The sequence below is a fragment of the Neorhizobium galegae genome (genome assembly GCF_017877055.1).
Classification (GTDB): domain Bacteria; phylum Pseudomonadota; class Alphaproteobacteria; order Rhizobiales; family Rhizobiaceae; genus Neorhizobium; species Neorhizobium galegae_D.
The window spans coordinates 498,567-514,856 of the sequence record NZ_JAGIPG010000003.1 but is presented as its reverse complement, the minus strand read 5'-3'; the positions used below and the strand labels follow the sequence as shown (position 1 = coordinate 514,856).

Annotated in this window: 20 protein-coding genes; 6 read left to right on the top strand and 14 right to left on the bottom strand. The window is 62.5% G+C overall.

Features of this window, described 5'->3' with window-relative positions:
* Positions 1 to 87: 87 nt before the first annotated feature.
* Genes J2857_RS21610 through J2857_RS21600 form a run of 3 tightly spaced genes read right to left on the bottom strand, consistent with a single transcriptional unit; the run spans position 88 to position 1,794 of the window.
* Entirely contained in the window at positions 88 to 903 is an 816-nt protein-coding gene (locus J2857_RS21610) for an FAD binding domain-containing protein (RefSeq protein WP_210012142.1), read from the bottom strand.
* A 16-nt stretch (positions 904 to 919) separates the two neighbouring features.
* Entirely contained in the window at positions 920 to 1,411 is a 492-nt protein-coding gene (locus J2857_RS21605) for a (2Fe-2S)-binding protein (protein WP_210012141.1), read from the bottom strand.
* Between the two features lie 20 nt (positions 1,412 to 1,431).
* The gene (locus tag J2857_RS21600; protein ID WP_210012140.1) at positions 1,432 to 1,794 is read right to left on the bottom strand and encodes a hypothetical protein; all 363 of its coding nucleotides are present in this window, start codon (positions 1,792 to 1,794) and stop codon (positions 1,432 to 1,434) included.
* A 177-nt stretch (positions 1,795 to 1,971) separates the two neighbouring features.
* On the opposite strand from J2857_RS21600, the gene J2857_RS21595 reads away from it, so the two are divergent.
* Positions 1,972 to 2,556: a UbiX family flavin prenyltransferase gene (locus J2857_RS21595; RefSeq protein ID WP_210012139.1), complete on the top strand. Its 585-nt coding sequence runs from the start codon at positions 1,972 to 1,974 to the stop codon at positions 2,554 to 2,556.
* 22 nt (positions 2,557 to 2,578) lie between these two features.
* On the opposite strand, the gene J2857_RS21590 is transcribed toward J2857_RS21595, so the two are convergent.
* Together J2857_RS21590 and J2857_RS21585 are read right to left on the bottom strand one after the other, a co-directional pair.
* The gene (locus tag J2857_RS21590; RefSeq protein ID WP_210012138.1) at positions 2,579 to 3,085 is read right to left on the bottom strand and encodes a TIGR02444 family protein; all 507 of its coding nucleotides are present in this window, start codon (positions 3,083 to 3,085) and stop codon (positions 2,579 to 2,581) included.
* 126 nt (positions 3,086 to 3,211) lie between these two features.
* Entirely contained in the window at positions 3,212 to 5,023 is a 1,812-nt protein-coding gene (locus J2857_RS21585; RefSeq protein ID WP_210012137.1) for a HAMP domain-containing methyl-accepting chemotaxis protein, read from the bottom strand.
* Positions 5,024 to 5,227: 204 nt separating this feature from the next.
* Here J2857_RS21585 and J2857_RS21580 point away from each other — a divergent pair, with 204 nt between their 5' ends.
* Positions 5,228 to 5,608 (top strand): VOC family protein, encoded by a 381-nt coding sequence (locus tag J2857_RS21580; RefSeq protein WP_210012136.1) that lies wholly within the window; start codon positions 5,228 to 5,230, stop codon positions 5,606 to 5,608.
* A 207-nt stretch (positions 5,609 to 5,815) separates the two neighbouring features.
* On the opposite strand, the gene J2857_RS21575 is transcribed toward J2857_RS21580, so the two are convergent.
* The 5 genes from J2857_RS21575 to pcaD are packed head-to-tail and all read right to left on the bottom strand — an operon-like array spanning position 5,816 to position 9,491.
* Entirely contained in the window at positions 5,816 to 6,886 is a 1,071-nt protein-coding gene (locus J2857_RS21575; RefSeq protein ID WP_210012135.1) for a 3-carboxy-cis,cis-muconate cycloisomerase, read from the bottom strand.
* 33 nt (positions 6,887 to 6,919) lie between these two features.
* Complete coding sequence (gene pcaG / locus J2857_RS21570) at positions 6,920 to 7,537, bottom strand: protocatechuate 3,4-dioxygenase subunit alpha (RefSeq protein ID WP_210012134.1); 618 nt, start codon at positions 7,535 to 7,537, stop codon at positions 6,920 to 6,922.
* A 1-nt stretch (position 7,538) separates the two neighbouring features.
* Positions 7,539 to 8,279 (bottom strand): protocatechuate 3,4-dioxygenase subunit beta, encoded by a 741-nt coding sequence (gene pcaH, locus J2857_RS21565; protein WP_210012133.1) that lies wholly within the window; start codon positions 8,277 to 8,279, stop codon positions 7,539 to 7,541.
* The gene (gene pcaC, locus J2857_RS21560; protein ID WP_210012132.1) at positions 8,276 to 8,692 is read right to left on the bottom strand and encodes a 4-carboxymuconolactone decarboxylase; all 417 of its coding nucleotides are present in this window, start codon (positions 8,690 to 8,692) and stop codon (positions 8,276 to 8,278) included. Before pcaC ends, pcaH begins: the two co-directional genes overlap by 4 nt.
* A 4-nt stretch (positions 8,693 to 8,696) precedes the next feature.
* On the bottom strand, positions 8,697 to 9,491 hold the full coding sequence (gene pcaD / locus J2857_RS21555; RefSeq protein WP_210012131.1) for a 3-oxoadipate enol-lactonase: 795 nt from the start codon (positions 9,489 to 9,491) through the stop codon (positions 8,697 to 8,699).
* 93 nt (positions 9,492 to 9,584) lie between these two features.
* On the opposite strand from pcaD, the gene pcaQ reads away from it, so the two are divergent.
* Positions 9,585 to 10,511 (top strand): pca operon transcription factor PcaQ, encoded by a 927-nt coding sequence (gene pcaQ / locus J2857_RS21550; protein ID WP_210012130.1) that lies wholly within the window; start codon positions 9,585 to 9,587, stop codon positions 10,509 to 10,511.
* Here pcaQ and J2857_RS21545 read toward each other — a convergent pair.
* Both J2857_RS21545 and J2857_RS21540 read right to left on the bottom strand, forming a co-directional pair.
* Positions 10,495 to 10,917: a hypothetical protein gene (locus J2857_RS21545; protein WP_245363650.1), complete on the bottom strand. Its 423-nt coding sequence runs from the start codon at positions 10,915 to 10,917 to the stop codon at positions 10,495 to 10,497. The two genes, pcaQ and J2857_RS21545, sit on opposite strands and share 17 nt — an antisense overlap.
* A gap of 98 nt (positions 10,918 to 11,015) precedes the next feature.
* Positions 11,016 to 11,348: a hypothetical protein gene (locus tag J2857_RS21540; protein ID WP_210012129.1), complete on the bottom strand. Its 333-nt coding sequence runs from the start codon at positions 11,346 to 11,348 to the stop codon at positions 11,016 to 11,018.
* A 150-nt stretch (positions 11,349 to 11,498) separates the two neighbouring features.
* Between J2857_RS21540 and J2857_RS21535 the strand changes: the two genes are divergently transcribed.
* Entirely contained in the window at positions 11,499 to 12,755 is a 1,257-nt protein-coding gene (locus J2857_RS21535; RefSeq protein WP_210012128.1) for a glycerate kinase type-2 family protein, read from the top strand.
* A gap of 45 nt (positions 12,756 to 12,800) precedes the next feature.
* Here the strand turns inward: J2857_RS21535 and J2857_RS21530 are convergent, their stop codons facing one another.
* On the bottom strand, positions 12,801 to 13,706 hold the full coding sequence (locus J2857_RS21530) for a S1C family serine protease (protein WP_210012127.1): 906 nt from the start codon (positions 13,704 to 13,706) through the stop codon (positions 12,801 to 12,803).
* A 192-nt stretch (positions 13,707 to 13,898) separates the two neighbouring features.
* On the bottom strand, positions 13,899 to 14,432 hold the full coding sequence (locus J2857_RS21525) for a DUF992 domain-containing protein (protein ID WP_046627168.1): 534 nt from the start codon (positions 14,430 to 14,432) through the stop codon (positions 13,899 to 13,901).
* A 290-nt stretch (positions 14,433 to 14,722) separates the two neighbouring features.
* On the opposite strand from J2857_RS21525, the gene J2857_RS21520 reads away from it, so the two are divergent.
* Together J2857_RS21520 and J2857_RS21515 are read left to right on the top strand one after the other, a co-directional pair.
* Positions 14,723 to 15,550: a DUF1206 domain-containing protein gene (locus J2857_RS21520; protein WP_210012126.1), complete on the top strand. Its 828-nt coding sequence runs from the start codon at positions 14,723 to 14,725 to the stop codon at positions 15,548 to 15,550.
* 19 nt (positions 15,551 to 15,569) lie between these two features.
* Entirely contained in the window at positions 15,570 to 16,277 is a 708-nt protein-coding gene (locus J2857_RS21515) for a phosphatase PAP2 family protein (protein WP_210012125.1), read from the top strand.
* The last annotated feature ends 13 nt before the right edge of the window (positions 16,278 to 16,290 follow it).

The window sequence follows — 16,290 nt, the reverse complement described above, 5'->3', positions numbered from 1 at the left end:
GGTCCTTGGTGAGCCAGCCAGCCTTTCAAGCAATGGCCGGCGGGTCGCCCCGCCGGCCATTTCAGTCTCCGGGCAGAACATCTGTCCTCAGAGGATGTGCGTGCCACCAAGGTTCTGCATCGCGCGGCGTGTCATGACGGCGACGAGATGGGCGCGGTAATCGGCCGGCGCATGCATGTCGCCCATCATCCGCGACGGGTCGATGGTCAGGCCCTCCAGCGCTTCGGCCGAAAAGTTCTCGGTCAGTAACTCCTCGGCCTCAGGCCAGCGAAACACCCCCTCGTTGCCGGCACCGGTGATCGCGACGCGGACGTGGCCGTCGCGATGTTTGGCGACGAAGGAAGCTGCCATCGAATAGCGCGAGGCCGGATTGCGGAATTTCGCATAACCGGCGATTTCCGGGATCTTGAACTCGACGCGGACGAGGATTTCGCCTGGCTCCAATGCAGTCGCGTAGAGGCCCTGGAAATATTCGTCGGCGGGGATTTCGCGGCGATCGGTATGGACGATCGCATCGAGCGACAGCACCGCGGACGGATAGTCGGCGGCCGGGTCGTTATTGGCGGTCGAGCCGCCGATCGTGCCCATGTGGCGCACCTGCACGTCGCCGATCGAGCCGGCGAGGCCCGAGAGCGCCGGGATGGCGGCTTTGATTTCCTTCGAAGCGGCGACGACGGCGTGTTTGGTCGCCGAGCCGATGATCACACTGTCGGCGGTGACTTCGATGCCCGACAGGTCCGGAATGTTGCGGACGTCGATCAGGTGCGCGGGCGCGGCAAGCCGGCTCTTCAACGTCGGGATCAGCGTGTGGCCGCCGGAAAGATAGGAGGGCTCCTCGGAACTCTCAAAGAGTTCGACGGCTTCGGTGAGTGTCTTCGGCTTGTGGTAGGTCGTTGCGTACATGATGTGGTCCTCCCGCTTACTCGGCCGCGACGGCATGCGCCGCGCGATGCTTTTCGGCAGCGTCGAGCACCGCCTTGACGATGTTGTGGTAACCGGTGCAGCGGCAGATATTGCCCTCGAGTTCGTGACGAACGGTGTGCTCGTCAAGCATGCCGTCATGGCGGCGGATCATGTCGACCGAGGCCATGATCATGCCCGGCGTGCAATAACCGCACTGCAGACCGTGATGTTCGTGAAAAGCCTGCTGCACGTCATGCAGCTTGCCGCCTTCGGCCAGCCCTTCGATCGTCGTCACCTGGGAACCGTCAGCCGCGACGGCAAGCACCGTACAGCTCTTGACGGCCTCCCCGTCGAGATGGATCGTACAGGCGCCGCACTGGGTGGTGTCGCAGCCCACATGTGTACCGGTGAGGCCGAGATGCTCGCGGATGAACTGCACGAGCAGCGTCCGGTCTTCGACGTCGCGCGTCTGCGGTGTGCCGTTGACGGTAATGGTGATGCGGGACAAAGGCCCCTCCTCTTTAAAACTCAGGCGGCGAGCGCTGCGATGGCAATGACAGCGACGAGACCGGCGACGACATAGGACATACGGCTGGAAGGCTGCACGGCCGGCGCCGCAGACGCGACAGACGGTCCGGCAGCTTCTGGAGCCGCGGGGGAAATGGGTGCCGATGGTGCAGCTGACATGACTGGCGCGGCAACCGCCGCCGTCGCAATAGCCTCCGCTACTCCGGCATCGGCCGCATGATCAACCATCACGGCCCGCGCCGCAAGCTTTTCGAAGAACTCGTCGGCGAATTTTTTTCGCCGTGGAATCAATCCGCCACGAACCCCTGTTCCGATCACAGCATCGCCTGGTCCGCCCGTCCACGCGCCGGCATTCTTGCGCACAACGAGATCATGAACTCCATGCGGCGGGCGATCCAAACCGGCGCGCTCAAGCCCGGCACCCGGCTGGTAGGAGGGGCCGCTACCGAAAACATGCGAGCAATCCGACGAGCGGCACATTGCGCCCATCGGAAAGTGGCGCTAAGGCGTCGCGATACATTGTTCAGGGAAAAAAGTCCCATGCGCCGCATTATCATCGCCATCACTGGAGCTTCCGGTGTCGTCTATGGCGTTCGCGCCCTGCAGCTTTTGAAGGAAGTCGAGGATGTCGAGACCCATGCGGTGATCTCGCCCTCCGCTTTCCGCACGGCGATCGACGAAATCGACATGAGTGCCGAAGAGATCAAGAGCCTGGCTGACGTGCTCTATAATCACAAGGATATCGGCGCGGCGCTCTCCTCCGGCTCGTTCCGCACCGCCGGCATGCTTGTCGCACCCTGTTCGGTGAAGACGCTGAGCGGCATCGCCAACTGCTACAATGACGAGCTGATCGTGCGCGCGGCCGACGTCTGCCTGAAGGAACGCCGGCGTGTCGTGCTCTTGTTTCGCGAAACGCCGCTGCATGCCGGCCATATCGCGCTGATGGACCAGGCGACCCGCAACGGGGCAATCGTCATGCCGCCTGTGCCCGCCTTCTATTCGAAGCCTAATTCACTGGACGAGATGGTGACCCAGACCGTCGGCCGGGCGCTTGATCTCTTCGATATCCACCTGCCGATGGTCAAGCGCTGGAAGGATGGCCCTGGCTCACCCGGCCAGCACTGATCTGGTGCTCCGGATGTCGATCCTAAAAAGCAGCGAGGGCGTTTTCGATCACGGCCAGCGCGGTGGCAGTCCGCTCATCCGGCTCCGCCCCACGGAAAAACCTTACGACACTTCTGAGGTTGCCAGTTGCATCGCCCGTTGATCCATCGGCGCCCAATAGCGCCCGCCCTTCGGTCTCCAACACCGCCAGCTCGATCCTTTCCGAATTGAGCTCGGCACCCTTCACGCCGTTGCGCAGCATTTCCGTCTCTTTGGTGGGTGCCGGATGCGGCCCGCTCTTCAACCGCCGGCGCACAGCACGCAGCGGTTTGACCACCTCATTGCGCCAGCCGGCCACGAGGCCGTCGAGACGGGCAATATCGGCTGGCGAAAGCGCCACGGAATTGCTGGCGAGCCAGGCGGAAAATAACAGCACCGGTACATCCACGCCACTTTCATCCTGAAGCACCAGGCAGGCATCGCCGACATCGGGCGCGCCATAAAGCCCGACTGCGAAATCCCAAAGCTCCTGCCCAACACCCGCAGCCATCCAGCCCTCTCCATTGCCTTCCGACGGCTTATCAGTTCGGCCCTCGCGCCGCTAGAAATGCCTGAAACCGTTGCCCGGCATCTGAATGAACCTGGTTCAGGCCGCCAAAGTGAACGTACCGTCGTATCAAGCGGCCCGGCGGTGACGCTGGGCCTGGGAGGAGCCGGCGCCGAGCTGGAACCGGCCGACCATCTGGCGCAGCTTCGAGGCCTCGTCGGCAAGACCGGAGCTCGCCGCCGTCGTCTCCTCGACCATTGCGGCATTCTGCTGGGTCACCTGGTCCATCTGGTTGACGGCCGAATTGATCTCCGAAAGCCCGGTCGACTGTTCGCGGGCCGAGCGGGCGATATCGTCCACGTGGCTATTAATGGTGACGATATAGCCCTCGATCGACTTCAGCGATTCGCCAGCGTCGCGGACATATTTCACGCCGTGGCCAACTTCTACGGTCGAGTTCTGGATCAGCGACTTGATTTCCTTCGCCGCGTTGGCCGAACGCTGAGCGAGTTCCCGCACTTCCTGCGCGACGACCGCAAAGCCCTTGCCTGCCTCGCCGGCCCGCGCCGCCTCGACGCCGGCATTGAGGGCCAGGAGGTTGGTCTGGAAGGCAATCTCGTCGATGACCCCGATGATGTTGGAGATCTGGTTGGAGCTTTCCTCGATGCGGCGCATCGCTTCCACGGCATTGGCCACAACTTCGCCGGAACGAGCCGCGGACGAATTGGCTTCCGCGGCGATCTTGCGTGTCTCGTCGGCCTTCTTGGAGGCGGAACTGACATTCGCGGTGATCTGATCGAGCGCTGCCGCCGTCTCTTCGAGCGAAGAGGCCTGCTGCTCGGAGCGTCGTGACAGGTCGCTGGCGGACTGGCTGATTTCCTGGGTCCCGCCATCGATTGCCTCGGCGCTGCCGGCGATCTGCGTCAAGGTGCTGGCGAGTTGGGCGATCGAGGTGTTGAAGTCGTGGCGCAGAGCTTCGAAATCCGCCGAGAAGGCTTCGTCAAGCTGGAAGGAGAGATCGCCTGCAGCGAGCCGGCGCAGGCCACCGCCAAGACCCGATGTCGCGATGCGGAGCCGTTGGGATGCATCGGCTTCGGCCTTTTCCTGCGCGGCGATGCGCTCCGCTTCCGACCGGTTGCGGGCTTCGATCGCCTCGTCTTCCAGCCGTTTGTTGTCGATTGCCGCCTGGCGGAATATCTCCACGGCGGCTGCCATCCCGCCGACCTCGTCCTTGCGGTCCACGCCGAAAATAGTCAGCGTCAGTTCGCCGCCGGCCAGGCGTCGCATGCAATCCTGCAGGCGTTGCAGTGGTCCGACAACGCCTGACAGCACGACTCGGATCGAGAAGCCAACCACGATCAGCGAGATGATGCCGATCACCGTCATCCAAACGGAGAGATTGGCCTTGTCCTTCAAGGCATCCTCGTAGCTCTTGTGCGCGACATCGAGCTGCAGCTTGGTCAGCGCGTTCAGCGGTTCGGCAAGCGGTTCGATAGCCGGGTAGAGCCGCTTCGTCACATAAGTATCGAGAGCCGCCTGATCGCGCTTGCCCATGATCGCCAGAAGCTCGTCGACCGCCTTGGTGCTTTCGGTACGCGCGCTAAGGTAACGCTGGACAAGGCTTTTTTCCTGATCAGTCAGGTAGGTCGCTTGGTAGGTCGCCCATTCGCGGTTGGCGGTGGCGAGCGCTACGCGAACAGTCTGCTCGCCGAGTTCCCAGCCGAATGCGCCGCTGCGTGTCTTGTGAGCGGTGTCGACGATGGTGACCGCATAGGCGTCGGAGACCGTCTTGATCTGTGCCATAGGCTCGACCCGATCTTCGACGATCATGCGAGTGCGGGCCGACAGCGTGTCCATTCCGATGAATGCGACTGTCGTGGTGGCCGCAAGTGCAAGCGCAAGGCCGACAACGCTGGCGACGAGCTTGAATTTAATAGTCATCGACAGGGTCCCGTTGCTGAATTCGAGGTAACGGCCAAATCCGCTTGGCCTTCTATATTTAAGGATTACGTAAAATGCTGAGGATATGCTTAACAGCAGCCGACAAGGAATGGCACAGGCGGCGGTCCGTCCGCCTGGAAATGAAGTTGCTTGCATCGAACAGCCGCCCGCCATTCCAACCGGACAGCATCAGGGAGATGGATCATGAAACTTGCCCATGTCGCGCTTTGGACGACTGAACTCGACAGGCTCGTCGCGTTCTTCGAGGACATGTTCGGCGCCACCGCCAGCCCGCTCTATGAGAGCCACCGGCGCGCCGGCTTCTCCTCGAAATTCGTCACCCTTTCCGAAGGAGCGACGATCGAGATCATGAGCGGCCCCTGGATCGCGCCGGAAACGCCACGCGAACGGGCCGGTTACGCGCATATGGCGATCTCGCTCGGCAACCGGAAGGCGGTCGACGACATGGCGACCAAGGCGGCGGCCATGGGCATCCTCGTTTCCCCGGCCCGCATGACCGGCGACGGGTTTTACGAGGCGGTGATATCCGACCCCGACGGTAATCCGGTGGAGATCACGGAGTGATCCGGTCCGGCGCAGCAGGACATGCGTCGGCTTGCCGTGATCGGTGATGACCAGCGGATTCTCGTTCGCCGCCTGACGCGCTTTGCTCAGGTTCTGATTGAAGGAGGCGGTGGTCATGGATGAAAGGATCATCAGGACCTCCGGAGCAAGTCTAGTATCTTTCTTCGAAAATATGCTAGGCTTTCCCGTCCTTCGATGCAGATGCGATCAGCCCTTGCCCAGCGACCTAACGTTGCCGGCAAGCTCCGCTGCGAGCCGTAGTGCGGCGCCGGTCGCGACCACCATGGAAGGCAGGACGAGCCATTCGAGCGTCCAGGCCGCACCTGAGCGTTCCTGTTCATGCACCATCGATTGCTGCATGCCGGAAAGCTGCACCGCGTTGAAGCGCGCGAGCGACACCAGCACTTCGGCGGCCACCGGGTTCTGCTTGTGGGCCATGGCGGAGGAGCTGCCGCCGCCCGAAAGTTCCATCTCCCCGCCCATCAGGGCGAGAAGTGCCACGTCCTGGCCGAGTTTGCCGAGCGAGCCGGAGATCAGTGCGAGGATGTTCGCGAATTCCGCCAGCCGGTCGCGCTGGCTCTGCCATTGCGGTGCGTCGGAAAGGAACAGTTCCCAGGCCAGAGCCTTGCGCACTTCGGCGGCCTTGTCGCCGAATTTTTCGAGGCTGCCGGCAGCGCCGCCGAATTGCACGGCGAAACCGGTCTCGGAAAAAATATCCAGCCGCTGGCGATGCCGGGTCAACGGTTCTTTCCAGGCGCGGATACGGTCCGAAACCGTGATCGGGATCGCCGCCTGCATGCGGGTATGGCCCATCAGCCGCCGGCTGCCGAACGCCCGATCGATGTCTTCGAAAGCCTTTTCGAGGACCGCGAGCCGCTCGATGAACAAAGAGCAGGCCTGCTTCAGGCGGATCACCAGCGCCGTGTCGATGACATCCTGGCTGGTGGCGCCGAAATGCACGTGCTTGGCGGCCTCGCCGCCGCCCGCCTGCTGTTTGACGGCATCGCGAAGCTGCTTGACGAGTTCGGCGACAACGACGCCGTCGCGCGCGGTTCCGCTTCGCAACTCGGCCATGTCCGGTTCAAATGCTGTCAAGGCTGCGGAAATGCGCTCCGCAGTCTCGGCCGTGATGATGCCACAGGACGCCTCGGCCTTGGCAAGCCCCGTTTCGAAGGCCAGCATCGCCTCGATCTCGGCTTTTACTGAAAACAGCTGTCCGGTCTCGTCGTCACCGACGAGACCGGACAGGAATGGATGCTCGAAAGCCGAGACGCTCATATCTACTCCTGGGCGAACCCTGATTCTTCGATCCTAGATATCGAAGAATATGGTTTCGTTTTCGCCCTGAAGATAGATGTTGAAGGTGACGGTATTACCCTCACGCTTGCCGATCAGGGTGGGAACGCGAACCCGGTGCTCGATGCGCGACAGGATCGGATCCACCGCATTGGCCTCTTCCTCGTCGGAAAAGTACATGCGGGTGTTGAGGCCCAGATTGATGCCCCGGGCGACGACCCAGAAGGTGACGTGCGGTGCCATCAGGCGGCCGTCGCGGAATGGCACCTTGCCGGGTTTGATCGTTTCGAAGGCGAATTCGCCGGTCGCCATGTCGCCCGGCTGACGGGCCCAGCCGAAGAAGTTCGGGTCGGCCTTGCCACGCGTTTCCGACGGGCTGTTGTAAAAGCCGTCGGCATCCGCCTGCCAGATCTCGATCATCGCATCCTTGAGCGGCGTCATCGTGCCGTCATAGATGAAGCCGCGGATGGTGATGCGTTCGCCGCGCGTCTGGTCATTGACCATCGAGCCGGAGCCGAGATCGGTGTCGTAGACGCCGGTAATGCCGGAGAAATTCGGCGTGCAGCCGATATGGACATACGGACCCGCGGTCTGCGAAGCGGATTCCTTGAAATAGGTGAGCGGCTGGACCATCTCAGTTGCCCTCTTTACGGTTCTCGAAGAATGTCGAGCGGCGGCCGCGCAGGACGATATCGAATTTATAGGCCCGCATGTCGTGCGGGATGGTGTTCTGCATGTCGAGCGCGGCGATCAGGCCCTTGATCGCGTTCTCATCCGGGATGGTCTTCACGATGGGACAAATCCAGATCATCGGATCGCCCTCGAAATACATCTGGGTGATCAGGCGCTGGGCAAAGCCGTGGCCGAAGACCGAGAAGTGAATATGCGCCGGGCGCCAGTCGTTGACGCCGTTCGGCCACGGATACGGGCCGGGCTTGATGGTCTTGAAGGCGTAACCGCCGTTCTCGTCGGTGATCGTGCGGCCGAAACCGCCGAAGTTCGGGTCGAGCGGCGCGAGATAGGTTTCCTTCTTATGACGGTAGCGGCCGCCGGCATTGGCCTGCCAGAATTCCACCAATGCGCCCGGAACGCCATGGCCGCGCTCGTCGATGACGCGCCCGTAGACGAGGATGCGTTCGCCGAGCGCCATTTCGCCGGGCTTGGCGTAATTGACGATCAGGTCGTTGTCGAACTCGCCGAGGATGTTATGGCCGAAGACCGGGCCGGTGATCTCGCTCTTGGTGCCTTCGAGCGAAATCAGCGCGCGTTGGGGCGAGCGCAGCACCGAGGTCTTGTAGCCCGGCGTGAATGCCGGCGGATGCCAATCCCTGTCACGGGCGAAGAAGGGTGTCGTTTCTGGGGGTGTGTTTTTCATTTTTGCTCTCCCGCGGCCTTGTCCGCGTCCATTTCAGCATAAGTGGCTTTGGCGATTTTGAAGGCATGGTTGGCAGCCGGAACGCCGGCATAGATCGCCACATGCATCAGAGCTTCGCGGATATCGTCCTTCGTCGCACCCGTATTGGCGGTTGCGCGGATATGCATGGCAACCTCGTCATGATGGCCGAGTGCGGCCAGAAGCGCGATCGTCACCATCGAGCGCTCGCGCTTGCTCCAGTTCGGTCGCGACCAGACCGTGCCCCAGGCGCCCTCGGTGATCATCTCCTGGAACGGCTCGTCGAACGGCGTCTGGTTTGCCTGGGCGCGGTCCACATGGGCATCGCCCAGCACCGAGCGGCGGGTCTTCATGCCCTGAGCGTAACGTTGCGATGGCGCGGCAGGATCGGCCATATATCTATTCCTCGAGTTGTTCGATGAAACCGCGGATCAGCGCGGCATGGGCGGCAGGCGCCTCGACGCAGGGGATATGCGCCGCGCCCTCGATGATTTCGTAACGTGCGCCGGGGATCAGGTCGGCGAGCGATTTGACGACTTCGGGCGGCGTCGAACCGTCCTCGCGACCGACGATGCAGAGCACCGGCACGGCGATCTTCTTCGCGGCCTCGGTGAAATCCGCGTCGCGGATCGCCGCGCAAGTGCCGCTGTAGCCGAAGGTCGGCTGGCGCACGAGCATGTTGCAATAGGCTTGGTAGGCGGCATTCTCCGGTCTGCGGAACGGCGCGGTGAACCACCGCTCCATGATCGCGTCGAGAATGCTGCCTATGCCGTTCGTCTCCACCGCGGTAATGCGCGCCGCCCAGGACTCACCCGTGCCGATCTTATGGGCGGTGTTAGAGAAGATCAGCGCTTTCACCAGGTCCGGGCGGGTCGCATACAGCCCCTGAGCAATCAGCCCGCCGACCGAAAGGCCGCAAACGATGACCTGGCTAAGCTGCAGGTGATCGAGCAGACCGGCGAGATCCGCCGCATGGTCAGCGATCGAATAGGGCGGACTGCCAAGGCCGGAAAGCCCGTGGCCGCGCTTGTCGTAGGTGAGGATCGTATAGTCCCCGGCAAGCTTCGGCAGTTCGTGATGCCAGATGCGGCTGTCGGTTCCGAGCGAATTGATGAACACGAGGACGGGCTTGTCGTCACCTGCGCGCTGGATGTCGTAGTGGATCACAATGTCGTCGATGTGTACAAACTGCATCAGCGCCTCCTCTCGCTTTGATAGATTGCACTAGTTTCCGGTTAGGTAAAATGATATTTCAGCATAATCCCCTAACCACAGGGTTATTTGATCTTGATCAATTCCCGAGTCAAGTTTCGGCACTTGCATACATTCGTCGAGGTCGCGCGCCAGAAAAGCGTGGTCAAGGCAGCCGAAATCCTGCATGTTAGCCAGCCGGCTGTCACCAAGACCATACGCGAGCTCGAAGAGGCGCTGGGTGTCGCCATGTTCGAGCGCGACGGCCGCGGCATCCGGATCACCCGCTATGGCGAGGTGTTCCTGCGCCACGCGGGCGCGGCGCTAACGGCGCTCCGGCAAGGCGTGGATTCCGTCTCGCAGGAACTGTTCGATTCCGCGCCGCCGGTCCGAATCGGTGCACTTCCGACCGTTTCCACCCGCATTATGCCGCGCGCCATGGCGCTGTTCCTCGCCGAAAAGACCGGTAGCCGCGTCAAGATCGTGACGGGAGATAATGCCGTTTTGATGGAACAGCTCCGTGTCGGCGAGCTCGACCTCGTGGTGGGCCGTCTGGCGTTGCCCGAAAAGATGACCGGCCTGTCTTTCGAACATCTCTATTCGGAACAGGTCGTGTTCGCCGTCCGTACCCGGCACCCTCTGCTCGACGGCAAGCGATCGATATTCGAGGGTTTCGCCGACTACCCGGTGCTGATGCCGACGCGTGGTTCGATCATCCGGCCTTCAGTCGAACAGTTCCTGATCGCCAACGGCGTCGCGAGCATTCCAACCCAGGTGGAAACCGTCTCGGACGCCTTCGGCCGTGCTTTCGTACGGTCGAGCGATGCGATCTGGATCATCTCGGCCGGAGTGGTCGCCGCCGACATCGAGGATGGGATTCTGGCGACGCTGCCGATCGAAACCAGCGAGACCCGCGGCCCGGTCGGCCTCACCATCCGCGCCGACGCCAGTCCCTCCACGCCACTGTCGATCCTGATGCAGACCATCCGCCAGGCGGCCGCGGAAATCATGCCCATGCGGTGACTCCCGGCTCGATCTTCACCACATCGTCACCGCAGAACAGGATGACATAGTGGCCGCGCGCCTCGGCGGCCTGAGCCCACTCCTTGAGATCGGAAGAATACGGCTCCTGTTGCCAGATCGTCGGATGGTCGGGATCGACCAGGACCGTCACCTGCGGCCCCTGATCATAGACCAGCATTTTAGACGTCAGCGGCTTCCACGCCTCGGAGACGTCGGGATCCCTCATCCACCGACAGAGGAAATCCCGGCAAAGCTGAGGGCGGTCGGGATAGATTGCGCAGCCCTGCCCTTCCGAGCAGTGCCCGCACCAGGCGTCGGCCGGCTTTTCCAGTGCCGCTATTTCCGGTAGCCGGCAGCAGAGCGTGCAGGTGCCGCAGGATCGCGCCGTCTGTTCAGCTGTCTCCAAAATCTCGTCGCCTCAACTGCCAAAATGCCCGACCGAACGATCGGCCGGGCCAGCGAGTATACGCTGCGGTTCTTCCGCGCAAACGGGGACGGGCGATTTTATGTCGGCCGCAGCTCCGGGAACGTGCGGCGCAGTTCGTCCATCGAGGCGATCACGGCGTCGTCGGCACGCAGCGTGACCGAGATATTGTCGGCGACGTTCAGGGTTTCCTCGAAATGCACCGGCATCTCGGCGCCGCCCTGGCGTACCAGCGTCGCCTCTTTACGAAACCCGTGCTTCAGCAGCCAGTCGCGCGGGGCGCTGAGGCTCACCGCCACATGGAACGCGCCGTCGTCCTCCTTGCTGGCTTTCAACTTGTAAGTCACGGGCGACCTGTCGCCGCCGATGTCGATCTGGCCCGGGTAACCGGCTTCTTTCAGATGTTCACCCATATCTTCGCTCCTTCATTTCGCTGAGCCCGTGGGACAACCGACACTCGCTCGCTTTGTTCCGCGTCAAAGCTCCTGGCGCGATCAAGCCCGGTTGACGGCTGTTGCCTGCCGTGATCGAAAGGGCTCGCGTGAGGAGAAGAGGAAGTCGCGATGATCGACCGGGAACTGCTTGAGGCGTTGTTTGCCGCAGCCGTGAAGGCCGCCGATCCGCTGACTGGCATCGTGAAACACCTGCCCGCCCCGCCGGCGAACGGCCGTACCGTGGTCATCGGCGCGGGTAAGGGCGCGGCCCAGATGGCCGCCGCGCTCGAGGGCGTGTGGACCGGACCGCTCACCGGTGTGGTCGTGACCCGTTACGGTTATGGCTGCGAAACGACGTCGATCGAGATCCTGGAAGCCTCGCATCCGGTGCCCGATGCCGCCGGCCTTGCCGGCGCAAAACGGCTGGTCGAGACGATTTCCGGCCTGTCCGAAAACGACCTCGTCATCGCGCTTGTCTGCGGCGGCGGCTCGGCCCTGCTGCCCGCGCCGCCGGAAGGCCTGACGCTGGAGGACGAGATCGCGTTGAACGAGATGCTGCTTGCCTCCGGCGCGCCGATCTCCGCCATGAACGTGGTTCGCAAACATCTCTCCACCATCAAGGGCGGCCGGCTTGCGACCGCGACCCGGGCGCGTGTCGTCAGCCTGATCGTTTCGGACATCCCTGGCGACAACCCAGCCTTCGTCGCCTCCGGCCCAACCATTCCGGATGCCTCGACGCGTCACGATGCGCTCGCCATCGTCGAGCAATACAAGCTGAAACTGCCCGAGGCGATGATCGTGCATCTGAACTCGCCGGCTGCCGACGCGCCGAAGCCGGAGGACCCGGGCTTTGCCCGGCACGAACATTTCGTCATCGCGTCGGCCGGCGTGTCGTTGGAAGCCGCCGCCGAAGTCGCCCGCGCCCATGACGTTACGCCTTATATCCTCTCCGACTCCATCGAAGGTGAAGCCCGCGACGTCGCTCTGGTGCATGCAGCCATTGCGCGCGAGGTGTCGCTCCGCGACCGGCCGTTCGCAAAGCCGGCGGTTCTCCTGTCCGGAGGCGAGACGACGGTGACGCTGCGAAGCAAGGCCGGCAAGGGCGGACGTAACGGTGAATTCGCGCTCGCTCTGGCGCTGGCGATCGACGGACACGAGATCACCGCACTCGCTGCCGATACGGATGGTATCGACGGCTCCGAGACCAATGCTGGCGCGTTTGCGGATGGCACGACGGCAAGGCGTCTGCGGGCAAGCGGGTTGGACGGCCGCAAACTGCTCGACGGGAACGACAGCTTTTCCGGGTTTTCCGCAATTGGCGACGTGTTCGAGACGGGACCAACCGGGACCAACGTCAATGATTTCCGGGCAATCCTGGTGCGGTAGCCAAACGCCCGGCGTTTGCTCCTCGCCCTTAAACACGCCCAGTGCTTACTGCAGCTGCGGCTTCCTCAGAAAATCGTTCCGATCGGCGGACTTCACCCGAAGCCAGGCCTCCCGCCCGTCGCGCAGGATGCGCATGGGGATTTCCGCACCTGGGGGGCCACTCTCCCAGATCTTGCGGTAGAAGTCCGCGAGCCCATCGACTTCACCGTCGCGTATCTCCGAAATAACGTCGCCGCGCTTGAGGCCAGCCTTTGCTGCCGGGCCGTTTTCGGTGACGCTCATGACCACCACTTCGCCATTGCTTTCGGCCGACATGGCGCCGAGCCAGGGGCGCGGCGGGCGATTGAACTCGCCTCGATTGAGGAGATCGTCGAGGATCGGCTTCAGAAGATTGACCGGCACGACCATGTTGATGTCGGCGATCTCGCCGCCGCGGCTCATCTGCAGGCGCAGTGATCCGACCCCAAGCAGCTTGCCTTCCGTATCGATCAGCGCAGCACCTCCCCATGAAGGATGAGCGGGCGCGATGAAAATAGCCTCATCCAGCAGATATTCCCAATATCCGGCGAATTCCTGCTTGGCGACGATATTGCCGCGCACATATTCTCCCTCGCCATCGGCGAAGATGATTGGATCGCCAAGCGTCGCGGTTGCGGAATCGCCGATCTGAAGCGCCGGCAGATCGAGCGGCGCCATGGCCTGCACGAGGCCGAAGCCGCTTTCCTGATCATAGGCAAGCGCATGGGCCGGTACGACGCGGCCGTCCTGGCGTGTCAGCCAGACGTCTTCTGCTTCAGTGATCAGGTAACCGATCGTCAGAACCAACCCGTTTTCGCGGATCACCACGCCGCTTCCCTCCCGGCGGGTGCCGAGGGTATTGGCCGTAAAGGCGTTGTCCGGAATTGAAGCACGCACGGCCACGACCGACCGTAAACTTTTCGCGATATCCATGACGCAAATCCTGATGAGGCAATACGCGGTCCGGAGCCCCGCAAGGGTCTGCAAGAGGCGTATCATAACCTCTTTAAGGTATGAATGTGAACAGCGTGGAGCAAGAGGCCAGAGAGCTCATGCCCACAACGTGTCTACCTTATATCTAGGCCCCTCCCCGTGTCTCGGGAAGGGGGAGGCATGGAATGATGCTCAGCCCGCCGGCGTCAGCGTGACCGAGGTCCCGGTGGCGGCGACATTCAGGCCGAGCTGGCCGGTGACGCTCACCGTCTGCAGGTGGATCGAGCCGGCGGTACCACCGACGAGGATGTTGGCGCCGATGCCGGCTCCGACGGTAGCCTCCGCGGTTGCACCCTGATAGAGGCCGCCGAGCGAACCGTGGTGGTAACCGGCGGTCGGGGCAAAGACCGCCCAGATCAGCCGCGAACGGGTGGTGAAGCCGAGATCAACACCCATCTTGCGCACGACGCCGGTGTAACGGTCGAGCGGCTCGCTGCCGATTGCAGTGGTGAAGACGCAGTCGGCTTCCTTGGCGGAACCGAGCACGTAACCGACGCCACCGCCGATCGAGCAATCGAGGTATCCGATACGAACGCCACCGCGCTGATCCTGCTCCTCATAAACCGGGACACGATCCCGGCGGGCGATCACATCAGCGGAGAAGGCGGCTCCGGCGCTGGTCACGACCGGTAAAGCGGCGAGCGCCACGGCAACAATCTTCTTCATCCCTATACTCCTTTAATTATTCAGCCGCCCTTGGTTGAGACTCGAGCGGGTTTGGCAGAGTTGGGAAACGCATGTGGCGGAAGAATGATCCAACGTCCGCTGCACACGAATTATCACTGAATTGTTCCAAGCGTGAGTTGGCTCTGTTCCGCCGCCACCTGCGCCAGCGTTTCACCGTATTTGGATAGGCGTGGTCGGGCTTGCGGTCGGAAAGAGAAACCGGGGCCTCGACAAACCTTCCGGAACCGCGGTCATCCAGGCACGTTCCTGGATCTTTCGAGGAGACCGGGATGGACAAGGACAGGAAACTGGAATGGCTGGCGAGGTCCGGGTATGCAGCCAGGGGGATCGTATATGTCCTGATCGCCGGCATGGCATCGCTCTCGACCCTCGGCGGCGGGGAGCCGGATTCAAAATCCGCGCTGCAGATCGTATTGGGACAGCCTCTTGGGCAAATCTGGCTCGGCGTGATCGGCATCGGCCTGATCGGCTTCATCCTCTGGAGAGTGGCGCAATCGATCCTCAACACCGACCGACATCAGAACAATGCGAAGGGATATCTGGTCAGGGTTGGTCTTCTCGTCAGTGCCGCGACCTATACAGGTCTCGCCTTCTATGCGGTCGGTCAGGCCCTGCATCTCGGCTTCGGCGCAGGATCGTCCGGCGACCGCGAAAGCTGGACCGCCTGGTTGATGCAGCAGCCGTTCGGGCGCTATCTCGTCGCAGGCGTGGGCCTTGCAATCATCGGTACCGGCTGCGCCCAGGCGGCCAAGGGCATAAAACGGGGGTATCTTCGCTATCTCGAAAGCGGCTTCGAACAGCGGACCGTGCTCAACGGCATCTGCACCTACGGCCTCGTGGCGCGCGGCATTATATTCCTCATTATCGGCGGGTTCTTCGTTTATGCCGCCTTCACCGTGGATCCAAACCAGGCCGGCGGGTTGGCGGATGCGCTCGCGTGGGTGCGCGCGCTTCCCTTCGGGGCGATCCTCTACGGATTGGCGGCGATCGGACTTTTCGCCTTCGGTCTCTACGGATTGATCGAGGCCCGGTACAGGATCGTTCAGCCGCCTTCGATGGATCGGCCGCTTCGCGCGATGCGGTCGGTCGTAAACTGAAATTGGACAGGGAGTTTGGATGGCATTTCATCAGCGCATCACACGCAGAGTGGTCGAAAGGGTCATGACTTTCGAGCCGATCGGCTTGATGATGATCGCCTTTCTGGCAGGTGGGCTTTTCGTTTTCTTCAGATTGACCGACGAGGTGCTGGAAGGCGAGACTCACGCCTTCGACGAAAAAATCCTTCTGGCCCTGCGCAATGCCACAGATCTTGCGACGCCGCTCGGCCCCTATTGGCTCAATCATGCGATGGGAGACATCACGGCGCTCGGCGGGGTCACCGTGCTGACCCTGATGACCGCAATGGGAGCCGTCTTCCTCCTGCTGTCGCGGCAAAAGGCGATCGCTCTCTTCATGTTCCTGTCGATCGCCGGCGGCTGGCTTTTGAGTTCGCTGCTGAAGCTCGGCGTGGCACGTCCGCGGCCGGATATCGTGCCGCACCTGGTCGAGGTGCACGACCTCAGTTTCCCGAGCGGCCACGCCATGCTGTCGGCCGTTACGTATCTGACGCTCGGCGCTCTGCTGTCGCGCGCCCAACCTTACCGTTCGACCCGCATCTTCCTGCTCGGCGCGGCGATCTTCCTGACATTCATCATCGGTTTCAGCCGTGTCTATCTCGGCGTCCACTACCCGACCGACGTCCTCGGCGGCTGGTGCGCCGGCGCGACCTGGGCACTGGCGTGCTGGATGATCGCCAGACGCTACATCTCCGCGGCGCCGGGGTAACCCGGCGACCTGC